Source organism: Flavobacterium sufflavum (assembly GCF_004016525.1).
Classification (GTDB): Bacteria; Bacteroidota; Bacteroidia; order Flavobacteriales; family Flavobacteriaceae; genus Flavobacterium; species Flavobacterium sufflavum.
Window position 1 is genome coordinate 158,936 of record NZ_SACJ01000003.1, and the last position, 18,799, is coordinate 177,734.

General features: G+C 33.2%; 19 protein-coding genes. 11 read left to right on the forward strand and 8 right to left on the reverse strand.

Annotated elements, in window-relative coordinates:
- Positions 1-5: 5 nt before the first annotated feature.
- The 3 genes from EOD40_RS06385 to EOD40_RS06395 all read left to right on the forward strand — a co-directional run bounded on the left by EOD40_RS06385 (position 6) and on the right by EOD40_RS06395 (position 5,542).
- A complete protein-coding gene (locus EOD40_RS06385) occupies positions 6-2,396 on the forward strand; it encodes a 3-hydroxyacyl-CoA dehydrogenase/enoyl-CoA hydratase family protein (RefSeq protein WP_128194067.1) in 2,391 nt (796 codons plus the stop codon).
- 81 nt (positions 2,397-2,477) lie between these two features.
- The gene (locus tag EOD40_RS06390) at positions 2,478-3,659 is read left to right on the forward strand and encodes an acetyl-CoA C-acyltransferase (RefSeq protein ID WP_128194068.1); all 1,182 of its coding nucleotides are present in this window, start codon (positions 2,478-2,480) and stop codon (positions 3,657-3,659) included.
- 77 nt (positions 3,660-3,736) lie between these two features.
- On the forward strand, positions 3,737-5,542 hold the full coding sequence (locus tag EOD40_RS06395; protein WP_128194069.1) for an acyl-CoA dehydrogenase family protein: 1,806 nt from the start codon (positions 3,737-3,739) through the stop codon (positions 5,540-5,542).
- An 82-nt stretch (positions 5,543-5,624) separates the two neighbouring features.
- On the opposite strand, the gene EOD40_RS06400 is transcribed toward EOD40_RS06395, so the two are convergent.
- Positions 5,625-6,149, reverse strand: a complete 525-nt coding sequence (locus EOD40_RS06400) for a DUF4251 domain-containing protein (protein ID WP_128194070.1) — start codon at positions 6,147-6,149, stop codon at positions 5,625-5,627.
- A gap of 253 nt (positions 6,150-6,402) precedes the next feature.
- Between EOD40_RS06400 and EOD40_RS06405 the strand changes: the two genes are divergently transcribed.
- From EOD40_RS06405 to EOD40_RS06420, 4 genes are all read left to right on the forward strand, one after another.
- On the forward strand, positions 6,403-6,927 hold the full coding sequence (locus EOD40_RS06405) for a hypothetical protein (protein WP_128194366.1): 525 nt from the start codon (positions 6,403-6,405) through the stop codon (positions 6,925-6,927).
- Positions 6,928-6,993: 66 nt separating this feature from the next.
- Positions 6,994-7,521 (forward strand): superoxide dismutase family protein, encoded by a 528-nt coding sequence (locus EOD40_RS06410; RefSeq protein ID WP_128194071.1) that lies wholly within the window; start codon positions 6,994-6,996, stop codon positions 7,519-7,521.
- Positions 7,522-7,546: 25 nt separating this feature from the next.
- Entirely contained in the window at positions 7,547-8,116 is a 570-nt protein-coding gene (locus EOD40_RS06415) for a YdeI/OmpD-associated family protein (protein ID WP_128194072.1), read from the forward strand.
- An 81-nt stretch (positions 8,117-8,197) separates the two neighbouring features.
- Entirely contained in the window at positions 8,198-9,397 is a 1,200-nt protein-coding gene (locus tag EOD40_RS06420) for an LETM1-related biofilm-associated protein (RefSeq protein ID WP_128194073.1), read from the forward strand.
- Between the two features lie 31 nt (positions 9,398-9,428).
- Here EOD40_RS06420 and can read toward each other — a convergent pair whose 3' ends face one another.
- From can to EOD40_RS06435, 3 genes are all read right to left on the reverse strand, one after another.
- Entirely contained in the window at positions 9,429-10,064 is a 636-nt protein-coding gene (gene can, locus EOD40_RS06425; RefSeq protein ID WP_128194074.1) for a carbonate dehydratase, read from the reverse strand.
- Positions 10,065-10,111: 47 nt separating this feature from the next.
- Positions 10,112-11,749 (reverse strand): SulP family inorganic anion transporter, encoded by a 1,638-nt coding sequence (locus tag EOD40_RS06430; RefSeq protein WP_128194075.1) that lies wholly within the window; start codon positions 11,747-11,749, stop codon positions 10,112-10,114.
- An 84-nt stretch (positions 11,750-11,833) separates the two neighbouring features.
- Positions 11,834-12,118 carry a hypothetical protein gene (locus tag EOD40_RS06435; RefSeq protein WP_128194076.1) on the reverse strand — a complete coding sequence of 95 codons (285 nt, stop codon included), beginning with the start codon at positions 12,116-12,118 and terminating at the stop codon, positions 11,834-11,836.
- A 182-nt stretch (positions 12,119-12,300) separates the two neighbouring features.
- Here EOD40_RS06435 and EOD40_RS06440 point away from each other — a divergent pair, with 182 nt between their 5' ends.
- Positions 12,301-13,242: a LysR substrate-binding domain-containing protein gene (locus EOD40_RS06440; protein WP_128194077.1), complete on the forward strand. Its 942-nt coding sequence runs from the start codon at positions 12,301-12,303 to the stop codon at positions 13,240-13,242.
- A 39-nt stretch (positions 13,243-13,281) separates the two neighbouring features.
- Here EOD40_RS06440 and EOD40_RS06445 read toward each other — a convergent pair whose 3' ends face one another.
- The 3 genes from EOD40_RS06445 to mnmD form a co-directional block, all read right to left on the reverse strand.
- The gene (locus EOD40_RS06445; RefSeq protein WP_128194078.1) at positions 13,282-13,482 is read right to left on the reverse strand and encodes a hypothetical protein; all 201 of its coding nucleotides are present in this window, start codon (positions 13,480-13,482) and stop codon (positions 13,282-13,284) included.
- Between the two features lie 231 nt (positions 13,483-13,713).
- Positions 13,714-13,911, reverse strand: coding sequence for a hypothetical protein (locus EOD40_RS06450; RefSeq protein ID WP_128194079.1), 198 nt, complete (start codon positions 13,909-13,911; stop codon positions 13,714-13,716).
- A gap of 142 nt (positions 13,912-14,053) precedes the next feature.
- Positions 14,054-14,713 (reverse strand): tRNA (5-methylaminomethyl-2-thiouridine)(34)-methyltransferase MnmD, encoded by a 660-nt coding sequence (gene mnmD / locus EOD40_RS06455; protein ID WP_128194080.1) that lies wholly within the window; start codon positions 14,711-14,713, stop codon positions 14,054-14,056.
- Between the two features lie 297 nt (positions 14,714-15,010).
- On the opposite strand from mnmD, the gene EOD40_RS06460 reads away from it, so the two are divergent.
- Positions 15,011-16,078 (forward strand): branched-chain amino acid aminotransferase, encoded by a 1,068-nt coding sequence (locus EOD40_RS06460; RefSeq protein ID WP_128194081.1) that lies wholly within the window; start codon positions 15,011-15,013, stop codon positions 16,076-16,078.
- A 75-nt stretch (positions 16,079-16,153) separates the two neighbouring features.
- Here the strand turns inward: EOD40_RS06460 and EOD40_RS06465 are convergent, their stop codons facing one another.
- Positions 16,154-16,543 carry a pyrophosphohydrolase domain-containing protein gene (locus EOD40_RS06465; RefSeq protein ID WP_128194082.1) on the reverse strand — a complete coding sequence of 130 codons (390 nt, stop codon included), beginning with the start codon at positions 16,541-16,543 and terminating at the stop codon, positions 16,154-16,156.
- 533 nt (positions 16,544-17,076) lie between these two features.
- On the opposite strand from EOD40_RS06465, the gene EOD40_RS06475 reads away from it, so the two are divergent.
- Together EOD40_RS06475 and EOD40_RS06480 are read left to right on the forward strand one after the other, a co-directional pair.
- On the forward strand, positions 17,077-18,195 hold the full coding sequence (locus EOD40_RS06475; RefSeq protein WP_128194084.1) for an SRPBCC family protein: 1,119 nt from the start codon (positions 17,077-17,079) through the stop codon (positions 18,193-18,195).
- 61 nt (positions 18,196-18,256) lie between these two features.
- Positions 18,257-18,799 (forward strand): RNA polymerase sigma factor, encoded by a 543-nt coding sequence (locus EOD40_RS06480; protein ID WP_128194085.1) that lies wholly within the window; start codon positions 18,257-18,259, stop codon positions 18,797-18,799.

Consider the following 18,799-nt stretch of genomic DNA (forward strand, 5'->3'; position numbering starts at 1 on the left):
AACGTATGAAACGCACAATTAAAAAAGTTGCCGTAATTGGTTCTGGAATCATGGGTTCAGGAATTGCTTGTCATTTTGCCAACATTGGTGTCGAAGTTTTACTTTTGGATATTGTCCCAAAAGAGCTTACCGAAGCGGAAAGCAAAAAGGGACTCACTCTGGACAGTAAAGCCGTTAGAAACCGAATTGTAAATGAGCATTTGAGCAATTCGCTAAAATCGAAACCCTCACCTATTTACAGCGCAAAATTTGCCAGTAGAATCACCACCGGTAACACAACCGATGACATGGCGCAAATTGCCAATGTAGATTGGATTATCGAGGTTGTGGTGGAACGTTTGGACATCAAAAAATTGGTTTTCGAACAAATTGACCAATACAGAACAGCGGGTACCTTAGTGACTTCTAACACTTCTGGAATTCCAATCCATTTTATGAGTGAAGGACGAAGCGAAGATTTCCAAAAACACTTCTGCGGAACGCACTTTTTTAACCCTGCACGTTACTTAAAATTATTCGAAATTATTCCTGGACCAAAAACTTCAACTGAAGTATTGGACTTTTTGAATAATTACGGAGAAAAATTCTTGGGAAAAACTTCGGTTGTAGCCAAAGATACTCCTGCTTTCATCGGAAACCGTATTGGAGTTTTCGGAATCCAAAGTTTGTTTCATTTGGTGAAAGAAATAAATCTGACCATTGAAGAAGTTGATAAATTAACAGGCCCTGTAATTGGACGGCCAAAATCGGCTACTTTTAGAACGGTTGATGTAGTTGGTTTAGACACTTTGGTACATGTTGCCAACGGAATTTATGAAAACTGCCCTGAGGACGAAGCCCATGAGTTATTTAAACTCCCAGAATTCATCACTAAAATGGTCGAGAATAAATGGTTTGGAAGTAAAACAGGACAAGGTTTTTATAAAAAAGTAGACAAAGACATTCTTTCATTAGACTTAAACACTTTAGAATATCGCGCTGCCAAAAAAGCTTCGTTTGCCACTTTAGAACTTACAAAAACTATCGATAAACCTATTGATCGTTTTAAAATTTTAATAAAAGGTCAAGACAAAGCAGGTGAATTTTACAGAAAAAGTTTCGCTGCCTTATTTGCCTATGTTTCCAATAGAGTTCCTGAAATCTCAGACGAACTATACAAAATTGACGATGCGATGAAAGCCGGTTTTGGCTGGGAAAATGGTCCATTCGAAATCTGGGATTCCATAGGTGTTTTAAAAGGATTCGAACTAATAAAAGCCGAAGGACATACCCCTGCTCCTTGGGTAAACGAAATGCTGGCTTCAGGAAACAACAGTTTTTATACCGTAAAAGAAGGCGCTACCTATTTTTATGATATTTCAAAAAAATCACAGGAAAAAGTTCCGGGACAAGATGCCTTTATCATCCTGAACAACATTCGCGAAAGCAAAAAAGTATGGAGTAATAGTGGTGCTATCATCGAAGATTTAGGTGATGGAATTTTAAATATCGAATTCAAAACGAAAATGAACACTATTGGCAGTGATGTATTACAAGCCATAAACAAAGGGATTGATTTAGCCGAAAAAGAATATTCAGGATTGGTTATTGGGAATCAAGCCGCTAATTTCTCCGTTGGCGCCAATATCGGAATGATTTTCATGATGGCGGTAGAACAGGAATATGACGAATTGAATTTTGCTGTTAAATTTTTCCAAGACACTATGATGCGTGTAAGATACTCTTCGATTCCAGTTGTTGTAGCTCCACACGGAATGACTTTTGGAGGTGGCTGTGAAATGAGCTTACATGCCGATAAAATAGTTGCAGCTGCTGAGACTTATATGGGATTAGTGGAATTTGGTGTTGGTGTCATTCCCGGCGGTGGTGGTTCAAAAGAAATGACTTTACGTGCCTCCGATTTATTTCGAAAAAATGATGTGGAACTAAATACTTTACAAGAATATTTCTTGACCATTGCCATGGCAAAAGTTTCGACTTCTGCTTATGAAGCCTTTGATACCGGTTTATTACAACACGGAAAAGATATTATTGTGGTGAACAAAGACCGCCAAATTGCTGAAGCTAAAAAACATGCGTTATTAATGGCTGAAGCTGGTTATACCCAACCAATCAGAAGAAATGATATTAAAGTATTAGGAAAACAAGCATTAGGAATGTTCTTAGTAGGAACCGACCAAATGGTTGCCGGAAGTTACATTTCTGAACACGATAAAAAAATTGCAAACAAACTGGCTTACGTTATGGCTGGTGGTGATTTATCCGAACCGACATTGGTATCCGAACAGTATCTATTAGATTTAGAAAGAGAAGCTTTCCTGTCTCTTTGTACTGAACGTAAAACTCTAGAACGCATTCAATATATGTTAAAAGCGGGGAAACCTCTTAGAAATTAGAATAAAGAAAACAGAATATAGATTTAAGACTTTATAACAGTCTATATTCTATTTTCTATAATCTCAAAATCATAAAAACAAATGAAAACAGCCTATATCGTAAAAGCATACAGAACAGCAGTTGGAAAAGCCCCAAAAGGTGTATTCCGTTTCAAACGTCCTGATGAATTGGCAGCAGAAACCATTCAACATATGATGAATGAATTGCCTGATTTCGACAAAAAACGCATTGATGATGTTATGGTAGGAAATGCAATGCCGGAAGCGGAACAAGGATTGAATTTTGGACGCCTCATTTCATTAATGGGATTAGAAATAAATGATGTTGCTGGGGTTACCGTAAACCGATATTGTGCCTCAGGAATAGAAACCATCGGAATGGCAACTGCCCGAATCCAATCGGGAATGGCGGATTGTATTATTGCCGGTGGTGCCGAAAGCATGAGTTTTATTCCTATGGGAGGTTACAGACCCACTCCAGATTATGCCGTGGCCAAAGCGGGTCACGAAGATTATTACTGGGGAATGGGATTAACAGCCGAAGCCGTTGCGAAACAATTCAATATCTCCAGAGAAGACCAGGATTTATTTGCTTATCATTCGCATCAAAAAGCATTAAAAGCGCAAGCTGAAGGCAAATTTGAAAGTCAAATTGTTCCAATTGACATCGAACAGACTTTTATCAACGCTAATGGTAAAAAAGAAACAAAATCTTACACTGTCAATAAAGACGAAGGCCCAAGAGCCGATACTTCGCTAGAAGCCTTAGCCAAATTAAGACCTGTTTTTGCTGCTGACGGGACAGTTACTGCTGGAACTTCATCTCAAATGAGTGATGGTGCTGCCTTTGTTTTAATCATGAGCGAAGAATTGGTAAAAGAATTAAACTTAACACCTATAGCCAGATTAGTAAATTATGCTTCTGCAGGAGTAGAACCAAGAATTATGGGAATTGGACCTGTAAAAGCCATTCCAAAAGCTTTAAAACAAGCAGGATTACAATTGAAAGATATTGATTTGATTGAGTTAAACGAAGCCTTTGCTTCACAGTCTTTAGCTGTAATTAGAGAATTGGATTTGAATCCTGATATTGTAAATGTAAACGGAGGTGCAATTGCTTTAGGTCATCCTCTTGGCTGTACGGGAGCAAAATTATCCGTTCAATTATTTGACGAAATGAAACGACGCGGCAGTAAATACGGCATGGTAACCATGTGTGTAGGAACTGGACAAGGAGCAGCGGGGATTTACGAAATATTATAGACAAAAGTATTCTTTCCTTCATCCAAATAACAAGATTTAGAATAATCATAAATTAAAACATACAAAAAATATAAGCCATGGCAGATACAATCGAAAAAAACGTGACTCGTGGTGGTCAGTTTTTAGTTAAAGAAACAAAATGCGAAGATATTTTTATTCCAGAAGATTTCTCTGAAGAACAAAGAATGATGCGCGATATGGTCAAAGAATTTGTTGATAAAGAGCTTTGGCCCAACAAAGACCGTTTTGAAAAAAGAGACTTTGCATTTACTGTTGAATGCATGCACAAAGCCGCTGAACTCGGACTTTTGAGCATTTCTGTTCCGGAAGCCTATGGCGGAATGGGAATGGGATTTGTCGATACGGTTTTGGTTTGCGACTACATTTCAGGAGCAACAGGATCCTTTTCAAGTGCTTTTGGTGCGCATACCGGAATTGGAACCTTGCCAATCACCTTATACGGAACAGAAGAACAAAAACAAAAATACGTTCCAAAATTAGCTTCCGGCGAATGGTTTGGTGCTTATTGTCTTACTGAACCCGGAGCTGGAAGTGATGCTAATTCAGGAAAAACCAAAGCTGTTTTATCTGAAGACGGAACACATTATAAAATTACAGGGCAAAAAATGTGGATTACCAATGCCGGATTTTGTTCGCTTTTTATTGTTTTTGCCCGAATTGAAGACGATAAAAACATTACAGGTTTCATTGTAGAAAACAATCCTGAAAACGGTATTTCCACCAATGAAGAAGAGCATAAATTAGGAATCCGTGCTTCATCAACTAGACAGGTGTTTTTTAACGAAACTAAAGTTCCTGTAGAAAACATGCTTTCTGAAAGAGGAAATGGTTTCAAAATTGCGATGAACGCATTGAATGTTGGGCGTATTAAATTGGCTGCAGCCTGTTTGGATTCACAACGAAGAATCATTTCGGGAGCAACTAAGTATTCCAATGAAAGAATCCAATTTAATGTTCCTATTTCGAAATTTGGAGCTATTAGATACAAATTAGCCGAGATGGCAACCAGCTGTTACGCTGGCGAAAGTGCTGTTTACAGAGCTGCCAAAAGCATAGAAGAACGAATTTCCATTCGCGAAAGCGAAGGCGCTCCACATCAGGAAGCCGAATTAAAAGGCGTGGAAGAATTTGCCATAGAATGTGCTATTCTGAAAGTAGCCGTTTCCGAAGACATCCAGAATTGTTCTGACGAAGGAATTCAAATATTTGGCGGAATGGGATTCTCAGAAGACACGCCAATGGAAAGTGCCTGGCGCGATGCGAGAATTACCCGAATCTATGAAGGAACAAACGAAATCAACCGAATGCTTTCAGTAGGAATGTTGATAAAAAAAGCCATGAAAGGTCATGTCGATTTATTAGGTCCTGCTTCAAAAGTACAGGAAGACTTAATGGGCATTCCGTCTTTTGACACTCCTGACTATTCTGAATTATTTTCTGAAGAAAAAGAAATGATCAGCAAATTGAAAAAAGCCTTCTTAATGGTTGCCGGTGGTGCTGTCCAAAAATACGGTCCTGATTTAGACGAACACCAACAATTATTGATTGCTTCTGCTGATATTCTAATCGAAATTTACATGGCTGAATCTTGTATTCTGAGAACCGAAAAATTAGCCAAAAAGTTAGGAGAAGCCAATATCAAAGAACAAATTGCGATGGCAAAGTTGTATCTGTATAAAGCAGTTGATATCGTTACCCAAAAAGGAAAAGAAAGCATTATTTCTTTTGCCGAAGGCGATGAACAACGCATGATGTTAATGGGATTGAGACGTTATACCAAATACACTAATATGCCAAACATTGTCGAAATTAGAAGAACTATTAGTGCTAAAATTATTGCCGAAAACAAATATTGTTTTTAGAAAATCTATTCCAAATTCAGCATAAAAAAACGTCCCATCCCGATAGCTATCGGGATGGGACGTTTTTTAGTTCTAATTACAATTACTCCTTTTTTTCTTCTTTTATTGGCATTATTTCCCCAAAATAATTAATTGGAGCTCTATTATTACTAATAACCGATAATGTTGTACTACCTTCAAAAGAGACAGAAAGTGTCATATTAAAATAATCCTGTTGTCCCTTGATAGCAACATCAATTATATACCCTTTCTTTTCTTTTTTCACAGTAAACTTTTCAGGTTTGCCTTCAAATTTCAATCCTGCATCACTGCCTCCATAAGCTAATCCACTATATCCCCTACCAAAAAAAGGCATATCACTTTTAATAAAATCAGGTTTAAACTTTATAAAGTTTGGATTTGTGGTCAAATCGACAAATCTAAAAGTTTGTGAATTTGAATTTTGGGCAACAAATTCAAATTCTTTAGCATTAATCAATTTTTCTATTTCTCGTTCCTTTTCTAATCTTTTTTCGGCTCTGAGTTGTTTTTTAGTTTTTTCTTGGGAAAAACCTATAAAAAAAGAACAACAAAGTAAAAGCAAAACAACTATTTTATGTGTTTTCATGATTTCTAATTTTATTTATTTTATACGATAAGTACTGATTTACAAAACATAAACTTCTATAAATATAAAACTATTCCCTAAATAAGAACGCTTCAATTAAACGAAGTTTCTTCTTTTGAAATCACAAAAATTGTTCCTATTTTAGATAAAAACAAAATCATATGAAATGAGCATATCCAAAAATTGGTCGCAAGCACCAATAGCAAGATGCAAATTACATATGACCAATAAAAAAAACAATAAATATCAACATATGAAAATATTAGGAATAGGATCCCGAATAGCACATCCTGAATACGGGAAAGGAGTAATTACCAATGTTTCATCAACGGACTATTGGGTTACTTTTATAGAAAACGGATTAGAAACAATAGCATTAGATGATACTTTCGAAATCATTGAAGCCGCTGAAAACGAAGTGGATACAGTAAGTTTCTCTGAAGTAAAAACAACTTTACGTAATCTTCTAAAAAAATGGGCAGATGTTTCCGAAATTGTTCCCATAGGCGACAAATGGAAAGGTGGGAAAATGATTCTGGAACCAGGTCAGGCCGGTTTAGCTTCGAAAGAAATTCCGATTGACACTTTTTTTCATAAAATAGTGATGGTCAGAGACCGTTTACGCGTGATGGAACAAAAAATAAACTCAAGTAAAATAGAAGAAATTGAAAAAATAGAATTGCAACAATACATCACCCGAATTTACGGTAGTTTGACTTCTTTTAATATTCTATTCAAATCACCAACCAATCATTTTGTTGGGGAAAAATCAAAATAGAAATACTAATATGATTTTCGCACTTTTTGTGTTATTTTTATAGCTTTAAACCTATTCTACAAAATCATGAAAAAATTTATTCTTCTTACCCTAGGTATAACAACTCTTTTTATCGGATGTAAACCTCAAAATAAATCAGCCGATACTAAAAAGTTAAATATTGCATTCGAATCCAAAAGTAACAGCAGCGTTGCAGGAACAGCTACTTTTATTGAAAAAAATGGAAAAGTAACATTCGAGGCTAAACTATCCGGATTAAAATCGGGAGTTCACGCTATCCATATCCATGAAAAATCAGATTGTTCAGCTGCTGATGGAAGTTCAGCTGGAGGACATTGGAATCCAACCTTTAAAAAACATGGAAAATGGGGAATTGGCGAATATCACAAAGGTGATATTGGTAATTTCACAGCTGACGGAAAAGGAAATGGTTCCATTAAAATGACCACTGACGAATGGTGTATTGGTTGTGGAGATCAAACCAAAGACATCTTAGGCAAAGGATTGATTGTTCATGACGGAACGGATGATTTTACTACGCAACCAGCAGGAAATGCCGGTGCAAGAGTAGCCTGTACAGCAATCATAAAATAATTATTTCAAAGAAATCTATCCCGTTTTGGAAAATAAAGAGCATCATTATTTTAAAAATGCTACTGAATGGAGAAATTGGCTTCATGAAAATCATGCAACTTCAAAAGGGGTTTATTTAATTTTTTATAAAATAGACAGCCCTTTTGAAAGCATGCGTTGGGAAGAAGCTGTTCAGGTAGCCTTGTGTTATGGCTGGATAGACTCTACTGTAAGGAAAATTGATGCTAACAAAAGAAAACAATCTTTCTCACCCAGAAAGGATAAAAGTGCATGGAGTAAACTCAATAAAACTTATATTGAAAAACTCATTGGTGAAAAACTAATGCACGAAAGTGGTTTGGCAAAAATTGAAATCGCAAAGAAAAATGGTTCATGGAGCAGTTTAGACCATGTTGAGGAATTAGTTATTCCTCCCGATTTAGAAATTGCATTTCAAAAAAACAAACTGGCTTTTGAAAACTACAAAAATTTCAGTCCTTCTTATAGGAAAAACTATTTATACTGGTTAAGCCAGGCAAAACGTGAAGAAACCAGGAATAATCGAATTGTAGAAATAATCCAATTTTGCGAGAAAAACATAAAATCACGAAATTAACTTAAATTGATTAATTAATTAAAGATAACTTTTTAAACAAAACCATAAAAATACATAGCTTTGTAGCATCAAAATAAGACTATGATTAACCCTTCTGCATCTGGTTGGATTGATAAATTTTTTATCAAGCAGGAATTCACGAAACAGCATGTTTTCATGGATGCTGATTTATTTTACAAAAAAATCAGAGCCACTGGTTTTATCTACGGTCATATTATTTCGTTTGAAACTCCGGCATTTATCGATACCAAAGGCTGGGTTCAAAATGAAATCCCTAAAGTTTCTTTATTAAATACCTTGTATGGTATTTATGGATCAATAACTCATGACGTTGATCCCAATGCTTTTATTAAAAAGTGCCTTGATTTTTATGATGATATGCATCCACAAGGCTTTAATTTGTTTAAAAAAGTATTGCCAAATGGCGCTCCTTCTTTAAATCTGGAAAAAATTATTGATACCAGAGTTCAAACCAATGTAGACATTATCAATAAAAACTTTTCCCATATTGTTACTAATGCCTTGCTTTTTATAGACATTTTAGCCTTTAGACAATATTTAATCAATGGAAAAATTCCCGAGAAATATCTAAAAAAAATTGAAGAAGCTGTAATTAGCGTAGTTACTTTAGCCTTAAAAATTAAGACCAATAAATCTAATTATGACGATTTATTAATCAAACTCTTTGAAGCTTCGGTACGTTACAGTAAATTTTCTAAAATTAACACTCAAAATATAGACGAACTCAATTTGGACTACTTCAGTTCTAATTTAGAAAAATACTATTTGATTGATATGGCCGGAATGGCATTGTGGAGTGATGGGGAAATTGAAAATGAAGAAATTTACTTTTTACATAAATTAGCTCAAAACCTTAAAATACCTACTGATTTTGTAACGGAAAGTATTAAAAATACGGATGATTTTATAACTAAATATCAAAAAGAAATTCCGTATTTTAATTATTCAAATCCTGTAAAACATTTTTACGATCAAACCACACAAAGTGTTATTACATTGATTACCCGAAATAAAAACAGACTACTTAAGGAAATCATCCAAAGTAAGGAATTAATGATTTTATTGGCTTATTCCACCCGAAGAGATTTGGATGAAAAAGAAAAAAAGAAAGTAAAAAAACAGTTATTGGACATTTGTAAAACAATCCCTTCTCTAACTATTTTTTTACTTCCGGGAGGAAGTTTATTACTTCCTATTTTAATTAAATTTATCCCTACCCTGCTTCCATCTGCTTTCAATGAAAATCTGGATAACGAATAAAAAAATCGCCTCAAGGGCGATTTTCTTTTTTTTATAAACTCAATTGATATACTTCGTCCAACTCTAAGTTGGAACTCATATTTACCTCTAAATCGGTTACAAATCCTGAATTCAAACCGTAAACCCAACCGTGTAAGGTTAAATCCTGTCCGTTTTTCCAAGCAGCTTGAACAATCGATGTTTTAGCTAAATCAAAAACCTGCTCTTTAACATTAATTTCAACAAAAGTATTAAAACGTTCCGTTTCGTCTTGGATAGAATCTAAGTAAATATTGTGTAAACGGTACACATCTTTAATGTGTCTAATCCAGTTATCAATAATACCTATAGACTGATTCCCCATTGCCGCTTTTACACCACCACAACCATAATGTCCGCAAACAATTACGTGTTTTACTTTTAAAACATTAACAGCATAATCCAAAACACTTAGCATATTCATATCAGAATGTACTACCATATTAGCAATATTTCTGTGTACAAAAACCTCACCTGGCTTAGCACCAATTATTTCATTTGCTGGAACACGACTATCTGAACATCCTATCCACAACAATGGTGGTGTTTGTCCTTTGGCTAAATCTGCAAAATAATTAGGGTCTTTTTCTAATGATCTTTCTACCCATTCTTTGTTATTATCTAATATTTTTTTATAAAAATCAACCATCTCAATTTAATTTTATTCTGTTTAACTTTATTTTTTTACTATGGTTTTTAAAAAACCTCTTTTTTTACCATTACTCGTTTGGCAACATCATAATAATGCTCAATCGTTACGTGATTAGGTACTTCGTCAGAGTTCTCTAACTGATATGCCTTTTTAAAGCCTTTCAATTTCACCTTAATGTTTTCATCTACTGCTCTTGTTGACTTAAATTCTTTGATTAAATCTAAGATATCATGAGCAATATATACCGTATCATGGGCTGTAATAACCACATTAGAATTTTCAGGAATAGAATTCAATGTACTCTTAATTGCAGCCTTATTCAAAAAAGAAACTTCTTGCGCCAAATCAATGTGAATAATATCTCCATCAGCATATTCATCTTTCTTGAAAGTATAAGCTCTTTTTAGATTTCCTTTCAAAACAAAAATGACACTGATAACAATCCCTAACATAACTCCTTTTAGTAAATCAGTTGCAACAACAGCAACCATAGTGGCTATAAAAGGAACAAACTGATACTTTCCTTTTTCCCAGAAATGTTTAATTGTTGATGGTTTTGCTAATTTGTAACCTACTAAAATCAGAATCGTTGCTAAAGTTGCCAATGGAATCTTGTTTAAAACCACCGGAATAATTAATACGCTCAACAACAATAAAACTCCATGAATAATGGTTGACATCTTAGACTTAGCTCCTGCATTACAGTTTGCAGAAGAACGAACTACCACAGAAGTCATTGGTAAACCACCTAAAAGCGAGCTCACAATATTCCCTATTCCCTGTGCTTTTAATTCCACATTAGTATTAGTATATCTTTTTTGCGGATCTAATCTGTCCGAAGCTTCAATACACAATAATGTTTCGATAGAGGCAACAATAGCAATTGTGATTCCTACAGTCCAAACCTGAGGATTTGCAAGTCCTGCAAAATTAGGCACTACAATAATTGTTTTAAACTCATCAATTGATGTAGGGACCGGTAAAGAAACCAAATGCTCGTCAGCAATAGCCAGAGAACTCCCTGTACTAATGAAAATTTCATTTAAAACAATCCCAAAAATAACAGCGATTAAAGCTCCCGGAACTAATTTGAATTTCTTAAAAAAAGCAACTTTATCCCAGGAAATAAGTATTGCCAAGGAAACTAAGGTTATAATTATTGCCCCTAATTGAAAATGATTGAATACCTGAAACAATGATGATAATGTATTATCACCATCAACTTGAGAAAAAGCCTGATCTCCTTCAAAATCAGCATCATATCCAAACGCATGTGGAAGTTGTTTTAGAATAATTATAATTCCAATTCCTGCAAGCATTCCTTCGATAACATTTGTTGGAAAATAATTCGAAATGCTTCCCGCTTTAATAAAACCTAATGCTAATTGAATCAAACCCGCAATAAAAACTGCCGATAAAAAGATATCAAAAGCTCCCAAATCAGTTATTGCTGTAAGAACAATTGCTGTCAAACCAGCCGCTGGCCCTGAAACACTGATGTGAGACTGGCTTAAATAACCTACCACTATCCCTCCTACAACACCAGCAATAATACCCGAAAAAAGTGGTGCGCCAGAAGCCATTGCTATACCTAAACACAATGGTAACGCCACCAAGAAAACCACTAAACCAGATGCAAAATCAGATTTAAGGTTGGCAAAAAGATTAATTTTTTTTGTCATAATACTACAATAAATTACATGTAACTCCTGACCGTATAATCTATAAATGCGGTCAAAAATTTCTAAAAAGTCTAATTGAATGTATTATGCTCTATCGGGAGGCGGGGTAAAAATAGTTCTTGAAACATTATCATGTTTCGACAAGTTCTCAGATAGAATCAAACTTCTAAGCACAGTAGTTTTTAATTCGAAAGTAGAAGTGGAAGCAGCAATATAAAGTATATGTTTCACTTCTTTTTTAGCAAGCTCTTCCTCTGACATACTATAAAACATAGACGTATCAGTAGACTTCTCTATCAACTTTATAATTGTAGGAGTTGATAAAAAAGCTATGAAAAGAAATAAAAAAAAGCGCGCTATTAATTTCATAAGGACAAAATTAAACTTAAAAAAGCAAATTAAACGTAAGTTATTAGCATTTTTTTTCAAAATTTTGCATAAAAACAAAACAGTAATCTCTTAAAAAAACCCTCTATTACTTTTAATTCTTTCAATTTTTAACCATAAATTAAATTGATTGTTTTTATATTTGTATCAAAATTCTCTATTTCATGACAATCACCCAACTTAAATATGTATTGGCAGTAGCCGAACACAAAAACTTTACTCTCGCTGCCGAAAAATGTTTTGTAACACAGCCTACTTTGAGTATGCAAATTCAAAAAATTGAAGAAGAACTTAATATTCAAATCTTCGATAGAACTAAAAAACCCATTCAACTGACTGATATTGGTCAAAAAATAGTTAACCAGGCCAAAAATATTGTCAACGAAGCCGATAGAATTCAAGATATTGTCGAACAACAGAAAGGATTCATTGGTGGCGAATTTAGACTTGGTATCATCCCAACTATCATGCCTACTTTATTACCGATGTTTTTAAATAATTTCATCAAAAAACATCCTAAAGTAAAACTCATTATCGAAGAGTTAAATACCGAAGAGATTATCACCAAACTGAACAATGGTCATTTAGATGCCGCAATTGCTGCCACGCCGTTGATGGAAGAAAAAATCAAGGAAATTGTTTTATACTTTGAACCATTTGTAGCTTACATCCCTGAAAGCCACCAAAACTTTCAAAAAAAGGAGATTGAAGTAGCCGACTTAAACATTGATGAAATTCTATTACTACAAGACGGACATTGTTTTAGAGATGGAATTTTAAATCTTTGTAAAAACAACACAAGACACGAAGGCAATCATTTTCAAATAGAAAGTGGTAGTTTTGAAACATTAATAAAACTTGCCGATGAAGGTTTAGGAACCACGCTTTTGCCTTATTTACACACTTTAGATTTAAAAGAATCTGACAAAATTAAATTGCGCCATTTTACAGAACCAAAACCAGCCCGTGAAGTGAGTCTTATTTTTCCAAAAAGTGAATTAAAAATACAGATTATAGAAGCATTAAGAAGCACCATAGCCGGTGTAGTAAAAGGAGCTATTGTTTTTCAAAATGTAGAAATCATAAGTCCGCTGCAAAAAAAATAGAGTCAGGATTTTCTAAATTTCCTGACTCTATTTTTAAGATTAATTTCTTTCCACTATAAAAAGACTTTTTTGCAATTCGGGTTTTTCTTTTGTAAAAAATAAAAGCCAGTTTCGAAGATGCTCTATTTCGTGAGGCAATAGATTCCTAACTGCTTTTTTAAGTTCTTTTACAAATAAATCAGGAGCAAAACTAACTCTTTCCAGTATTGACTTTGTGTAATCATATATCATTCTTGGCATATCTAATAATTTTAAAAGTTATTCTAAATAAAGTAGTGTAATTTACAAAAAATAAATTTTAACTTACAACTCAAAAACCGTTAAAAAACACATAAAATCGGATTAAATACATTTCTTAAATAAAATTAAAAAATTTAACTTACAAAATTGATGTATTGTAAAATCTCTCTTTTATAATAGAAAAAATGTTTACCGCATAAAAAAAGGAATCTATTTTTAGATTCCTTTTCTTTAGATATTTACAATTAACAACGAAGGTTTTAACTCTGGTTTTTCTATTATAAAAGATGTCAACCACTCTTTTAACTGCTGTAATTCATAAGGTAAGAGTGCTTTTATGGCTTTTTCAAGTTCTTTACAGAAAAGAACAGGATCAAAACTAACTCTTTCTAATATCGATTTGGTATAATCAAACATAATTTTTGACATAATGGATCAATAGTTTTTAAGGTTAAACATCTTTTTCTTAGCGCTTTATAAAAGTAATAATTTTAAAAACACATTTTACACTTTAACGTTATTTTTCAATTATTATTATTTACGGACTAAAAAATAATGCTTTTCTAATTTTTTACTTAAAAGCTCTAAACATTTCTCTTTTTCCAGGAGGACCTTCCAGTTTTTCAACTCTAAATCCTACCTCAATCATACTTCGTTTTACTACTCCTCGGGCTGCATAAGTTACTAAAACTCCGTTTTCTTTTAGAGCGTCGTACATTTTTTTAAAAATTTCTGTACTCCACAACTCGGGCTGAACTCTGTAACCAAAAGCATCAAAATAAATCAAATCAAATTGTGCCACATCATCAATATCTTGAAAAAACTGTTGTCTTTTGGTTAACGAAAAAGAATCACTTAACATCATTTTTTCATTCCAATTGAATTTGTGCATTTTTTCAAATATTTCCAATTGACTTTGAGCATTTAATTCATCTACATAATTCATAGACAAAATTTCCTCGGCTGCAACCGGATAAGCCTCTACTCCAACATAATTAATGGTTTGCCCCATTGTTTGAGCTTCTAAAAAACTAATAAAAGCATTAAGTCCTGTACCAAAACCAATTTCTAAAATAGAAAGGGTTTTATCTTTAAATAACGAAAGTCCATTCTTGATAAAAACATGTTTGGCTTCTTGAATAGCTCCGTGTTTTGAATGATAACTCTCATTCCATTCTTCCAAATGAATTGTTGTAGAACCGTCCTTAGTCTGTATTATTTCTCTTTTCAATTTTCTTTACTATTTTTTGAATCTGCATTAAACAGTGACCAAATTTACTCAAAAAGAGGCATACAAAATTTCAAAAAACTTTGATTTATTGCATATTTCATATAAAAGATTGTATTTTTTTTTATTTTTTTTTGAATATGAGAAAATCCTATTCAATAGTAACAATTATTAAAGTTTTAGCAAGTTTTTTGTCCTTTTTTATTTAATTTTGCAGGAATCAAAGTTTAGTTCATCATAAAGTGAAATTTTATACTTAAGCTTCATTTATACATTCAAAAAAATAAAAAACATATTATTATGAGTACAACTCAAGCCAACAAAATTGAAATTATAAAAGCACCTAAAACGAAAATTAACGAAGTAGATTTTGACAACATAAATTTTGGTTCTGTTTTTACTGATCATTTATTTGAATGTGATTTTAAAAATGGAGAATGGCAAAACCCAACAATCAAGCCTTATGCTCCTTTTATGATGGATCCATCATCAAGAGTTTTTCACTATGGCCAAGCCATTTTTGAAGGAATGAAGGCTTATAAAGATGATAATGACGACATCTGGCTTTTTAGACCTGATGAAAATATAAAACGTTTTAACAGCTCAGCTGTTAGAATGGCAATGCCTGAAGTTCCTGAGGCATTATTCACAGAAGGACTTAACCAATTATTAAAATTAGACGAAGCCTGGATTAAAAAAGGTCTAGGAAACACTTTGTATATACGTCCTTTTATGATTGCAACTGGTTTTGGAGTTGTAGCTAATCCTTCTGACGAATATAAATTCATGATTATCCTATCACCTGCTAAAGCATATTATTCAGGAGAAGTTAAGGTACTTATTGCTGAGCATTACAGTAGAGCTGCCAATGGTGGTATTGGAGCTGCTAAAACAGCCGGAAATTATGCCGGACAATTCTACCCTACTAGCTTGGCTAACAAAGAAGGTTTCCAACAAATCATCTGGACTGACGATGCAACGCATACTAAGCTAGAAGAAGCAGGAACAATGAATGTATTCTTTAGAATCAATGATACTTTAGTAACTGCTCCTACAAGTGAAAGAATTTTAGACGGTGTTACCAGAAAAAGTCTTATTGACATGGCTAAAAGAGAAGGAATCGCTATTGAAGAGCGTCCGGTTCTTGTTTCTGAATTGATTGAAGGAATTAAAAATGGTAGCTTAAAAGAAATTTTTGGTGCAGGAACTGCTGCTGTAGTTAGTCCTATAAAAGGATTTGCATACAAAGACGAATATTATGAATTACCTAAAATAGAAGATTCTATTGCATTACAATTGAAAGAAAAATTGACAAACATTCAACACAAATTAGCAGAAGACACTTTTGGTTGGACTGTAAAAATATAATTTCCTTATTTTAAGAATAAAGAAAAAGGCGATTTTCAAATTGAAAATCGCCTTTTTTAGTACTGCTTATTTCTATTAGAAATTATCTAATATTTTTGAGAAATCAGGTTTAAAATAATTAGGCCCTTTCATCACTTTTCCATCTTCACGGTAAATAGGTTTTCCATCTTCACCCAGCTTACTCATATTGCTTCTTTGAATTTCATCAAAAACAGCTTCAATTTTGTCCTGAAGTCCGTGCTCAATGATTGTTCCGCACAAAATATACATCATGTCTCCCAAAGCATCAGCAATTTCAACCAAATCATTATTCTTAACTGCTTCCAGATATTCTTCGTTTTCTTCTTTCATTAAATGATAACGAAGTGTGTTTTTTGTCTCTCCTAAGTCGGCAATAGGATTTTCACTATGTCCTATGCCAAATGCTCTATGAAATTCCTTAACAGAATTGATTTGCTTTTGCATAAATTATTATTGATTAAATGAAACGCAAATTAGTAACTAATCCTAAACATTTGACTATTTTTGCAATAAATTTTTAAAATTATGTTTAGCCAAGGACAATTATTATTTGCACTATGTTTTATTATAGCTTTTGTGATCGTCATGATTATTTCTTACAGAAAAGACATCAAAACACACAAGATATTTTACAAAGGAAATTATAAAATCTTAATTGGGTTCTTTATTTTTATTGCAATTTTATTCCTGATAAAAATATTTTTCAAACATTAATTAAAATGCTTTGGGACTCAAAAAAAACAAACTACAACACGATTAACCAAAAACACAATACCCACAAAAACAATCAGTTAATTTTAAAAACAACCGTTTTTACTATTATTTTTTTCTTTAATTAATTACAAGCTTTAATTTAGAAATATTGAAGAATTCTTTTCTATTTCGACAATAAAACACCTCATTTTATAATTTTTGCGCTCATAGCTTCGAATATTGATAAAATTTCTAACTTTACAACAGAAAATAATCAATTTACTATGAGAATTTTAAAATATATCTTTCTTTTATTTTTACTTAGCTTAGTCGCATTATCTATATTCGTTGCTACACAAAAAGGGGATTACCTTGTAGAAAGAAGTAAGATTATTAATTCTCCCCGATCTTCGGTTTATAATTATATCAATGATTACAGAAACTGGAGTGATTTTGGTTCATGGACAACTGAAGATCCTGAAATAAAAGTGAACTACGCACAAAACACTATTGGCAAAGGAGCTTCGTATTCCTGGGAAGGAAAAGACGGCAGTGGCGAAATGCATACTATCAGAGTCATAGAAAACGATAGTATTGTACAATCAATGGAATTTGAAGGAACTGACTCTACTGTTTTTTGGCATTTTAAAGATACTGTTGGCGGAACCAAAGTAAGCTGGAAAACCAAAGGAAAAATGGGCTTTTTCTTTAAAATTTATTCCGCTTTAAATGGTGGTGTCGATAAAGTAATTGGAACTATTTACGAAAAAAGCTTGGTTAACCTTGACAAAGCGTTAGACTATGAAATAAACACCTTTTCGACTGTTAATAATGGGACAGTTCAAAAACCCGTTATGAATTATATAGGGCAAACTTTCACCAGTGAGTTAGTCAAAGTCAATAAAAACTTCAAAATTGTAATTCCTAAACTGACTACTTTTTGCAAAAAAAATAATATTGTAATTAGCGGAAAACCTTTTATCATTTACCACACTTATGATACCGCAAAGGGACTTGCTAAAATCACTATAGGTATTGCCATTAGAGATGCTATCTTTTTTAGTGCAGGAAGCGAAATTATATCAGGAAAACTGGAAGCCTTTGAAGGTGCCAAAACAACATTGACCGGAGACTATTCGCACCTAAAAACAGCTTACGCTAAAACTGTCGCTTATTTAAATCAAAATAAACTAACTCCAAATCCTATTTTTTCACATTTAGAAATTTATACTTCAGGTAAAAATGAAATTAAAAATACATCTAAATGGGTTACGGAAGTTTATATTCCTATTGTACCAAAAGTAGTTCCCCAAGAAAAAACATACTATCCGGCAACAGCAGTAGAGAAAAACAATCCTACTGAAGAATCCAAACCAAAAGCAGAGGAAGAATCAGAATTTTAAAAAATTTCTTTTCGTCCATTAAACCATATCACAACTTTTACATCTAATTCAATAAAAGACTTTGCTGGACGAAAAGGAATTCATACAACAGTTATTAAATCCGAAAACGCAAAACGATGCTTTTCAAAAGCTGTTGCATACCTATCAAAAGCCGCTGTATAATCACATTCGAAACATTGTTTTGGATCATGATGATACTGCCGATGTTTTACAAAATACCTTTATCAAAGTTTTTCAAAATCTTAAAAATTTTAAAGGCGAAAGCAAATTATTTTCCTGGATGTACCGCATTGCCACTAATGAAGCCCTGACTTTTTTAAATCAAAAAGCAAAAAAAAGCGGAATTTCATCCGAAACCTTACAAAGTAAAGCAATAGACAATCTTAAAGCTGATGTTTATTTTGATGGAAACGATATTCAAATTGCATTACACAAAGCCATTGCAACACTTCCTGAAAAACAACAATTAGTATTTAAAATGAAATATTTTGAAGAATTAAAATATGAAGAAATCTCAGAGATTCTAGGGACATCAGTTGGTGCGCTGAAAGCCTCTTATCATCATGCAGTAAAAAAAATAGAAGCACTTTTAACAACAAATTAA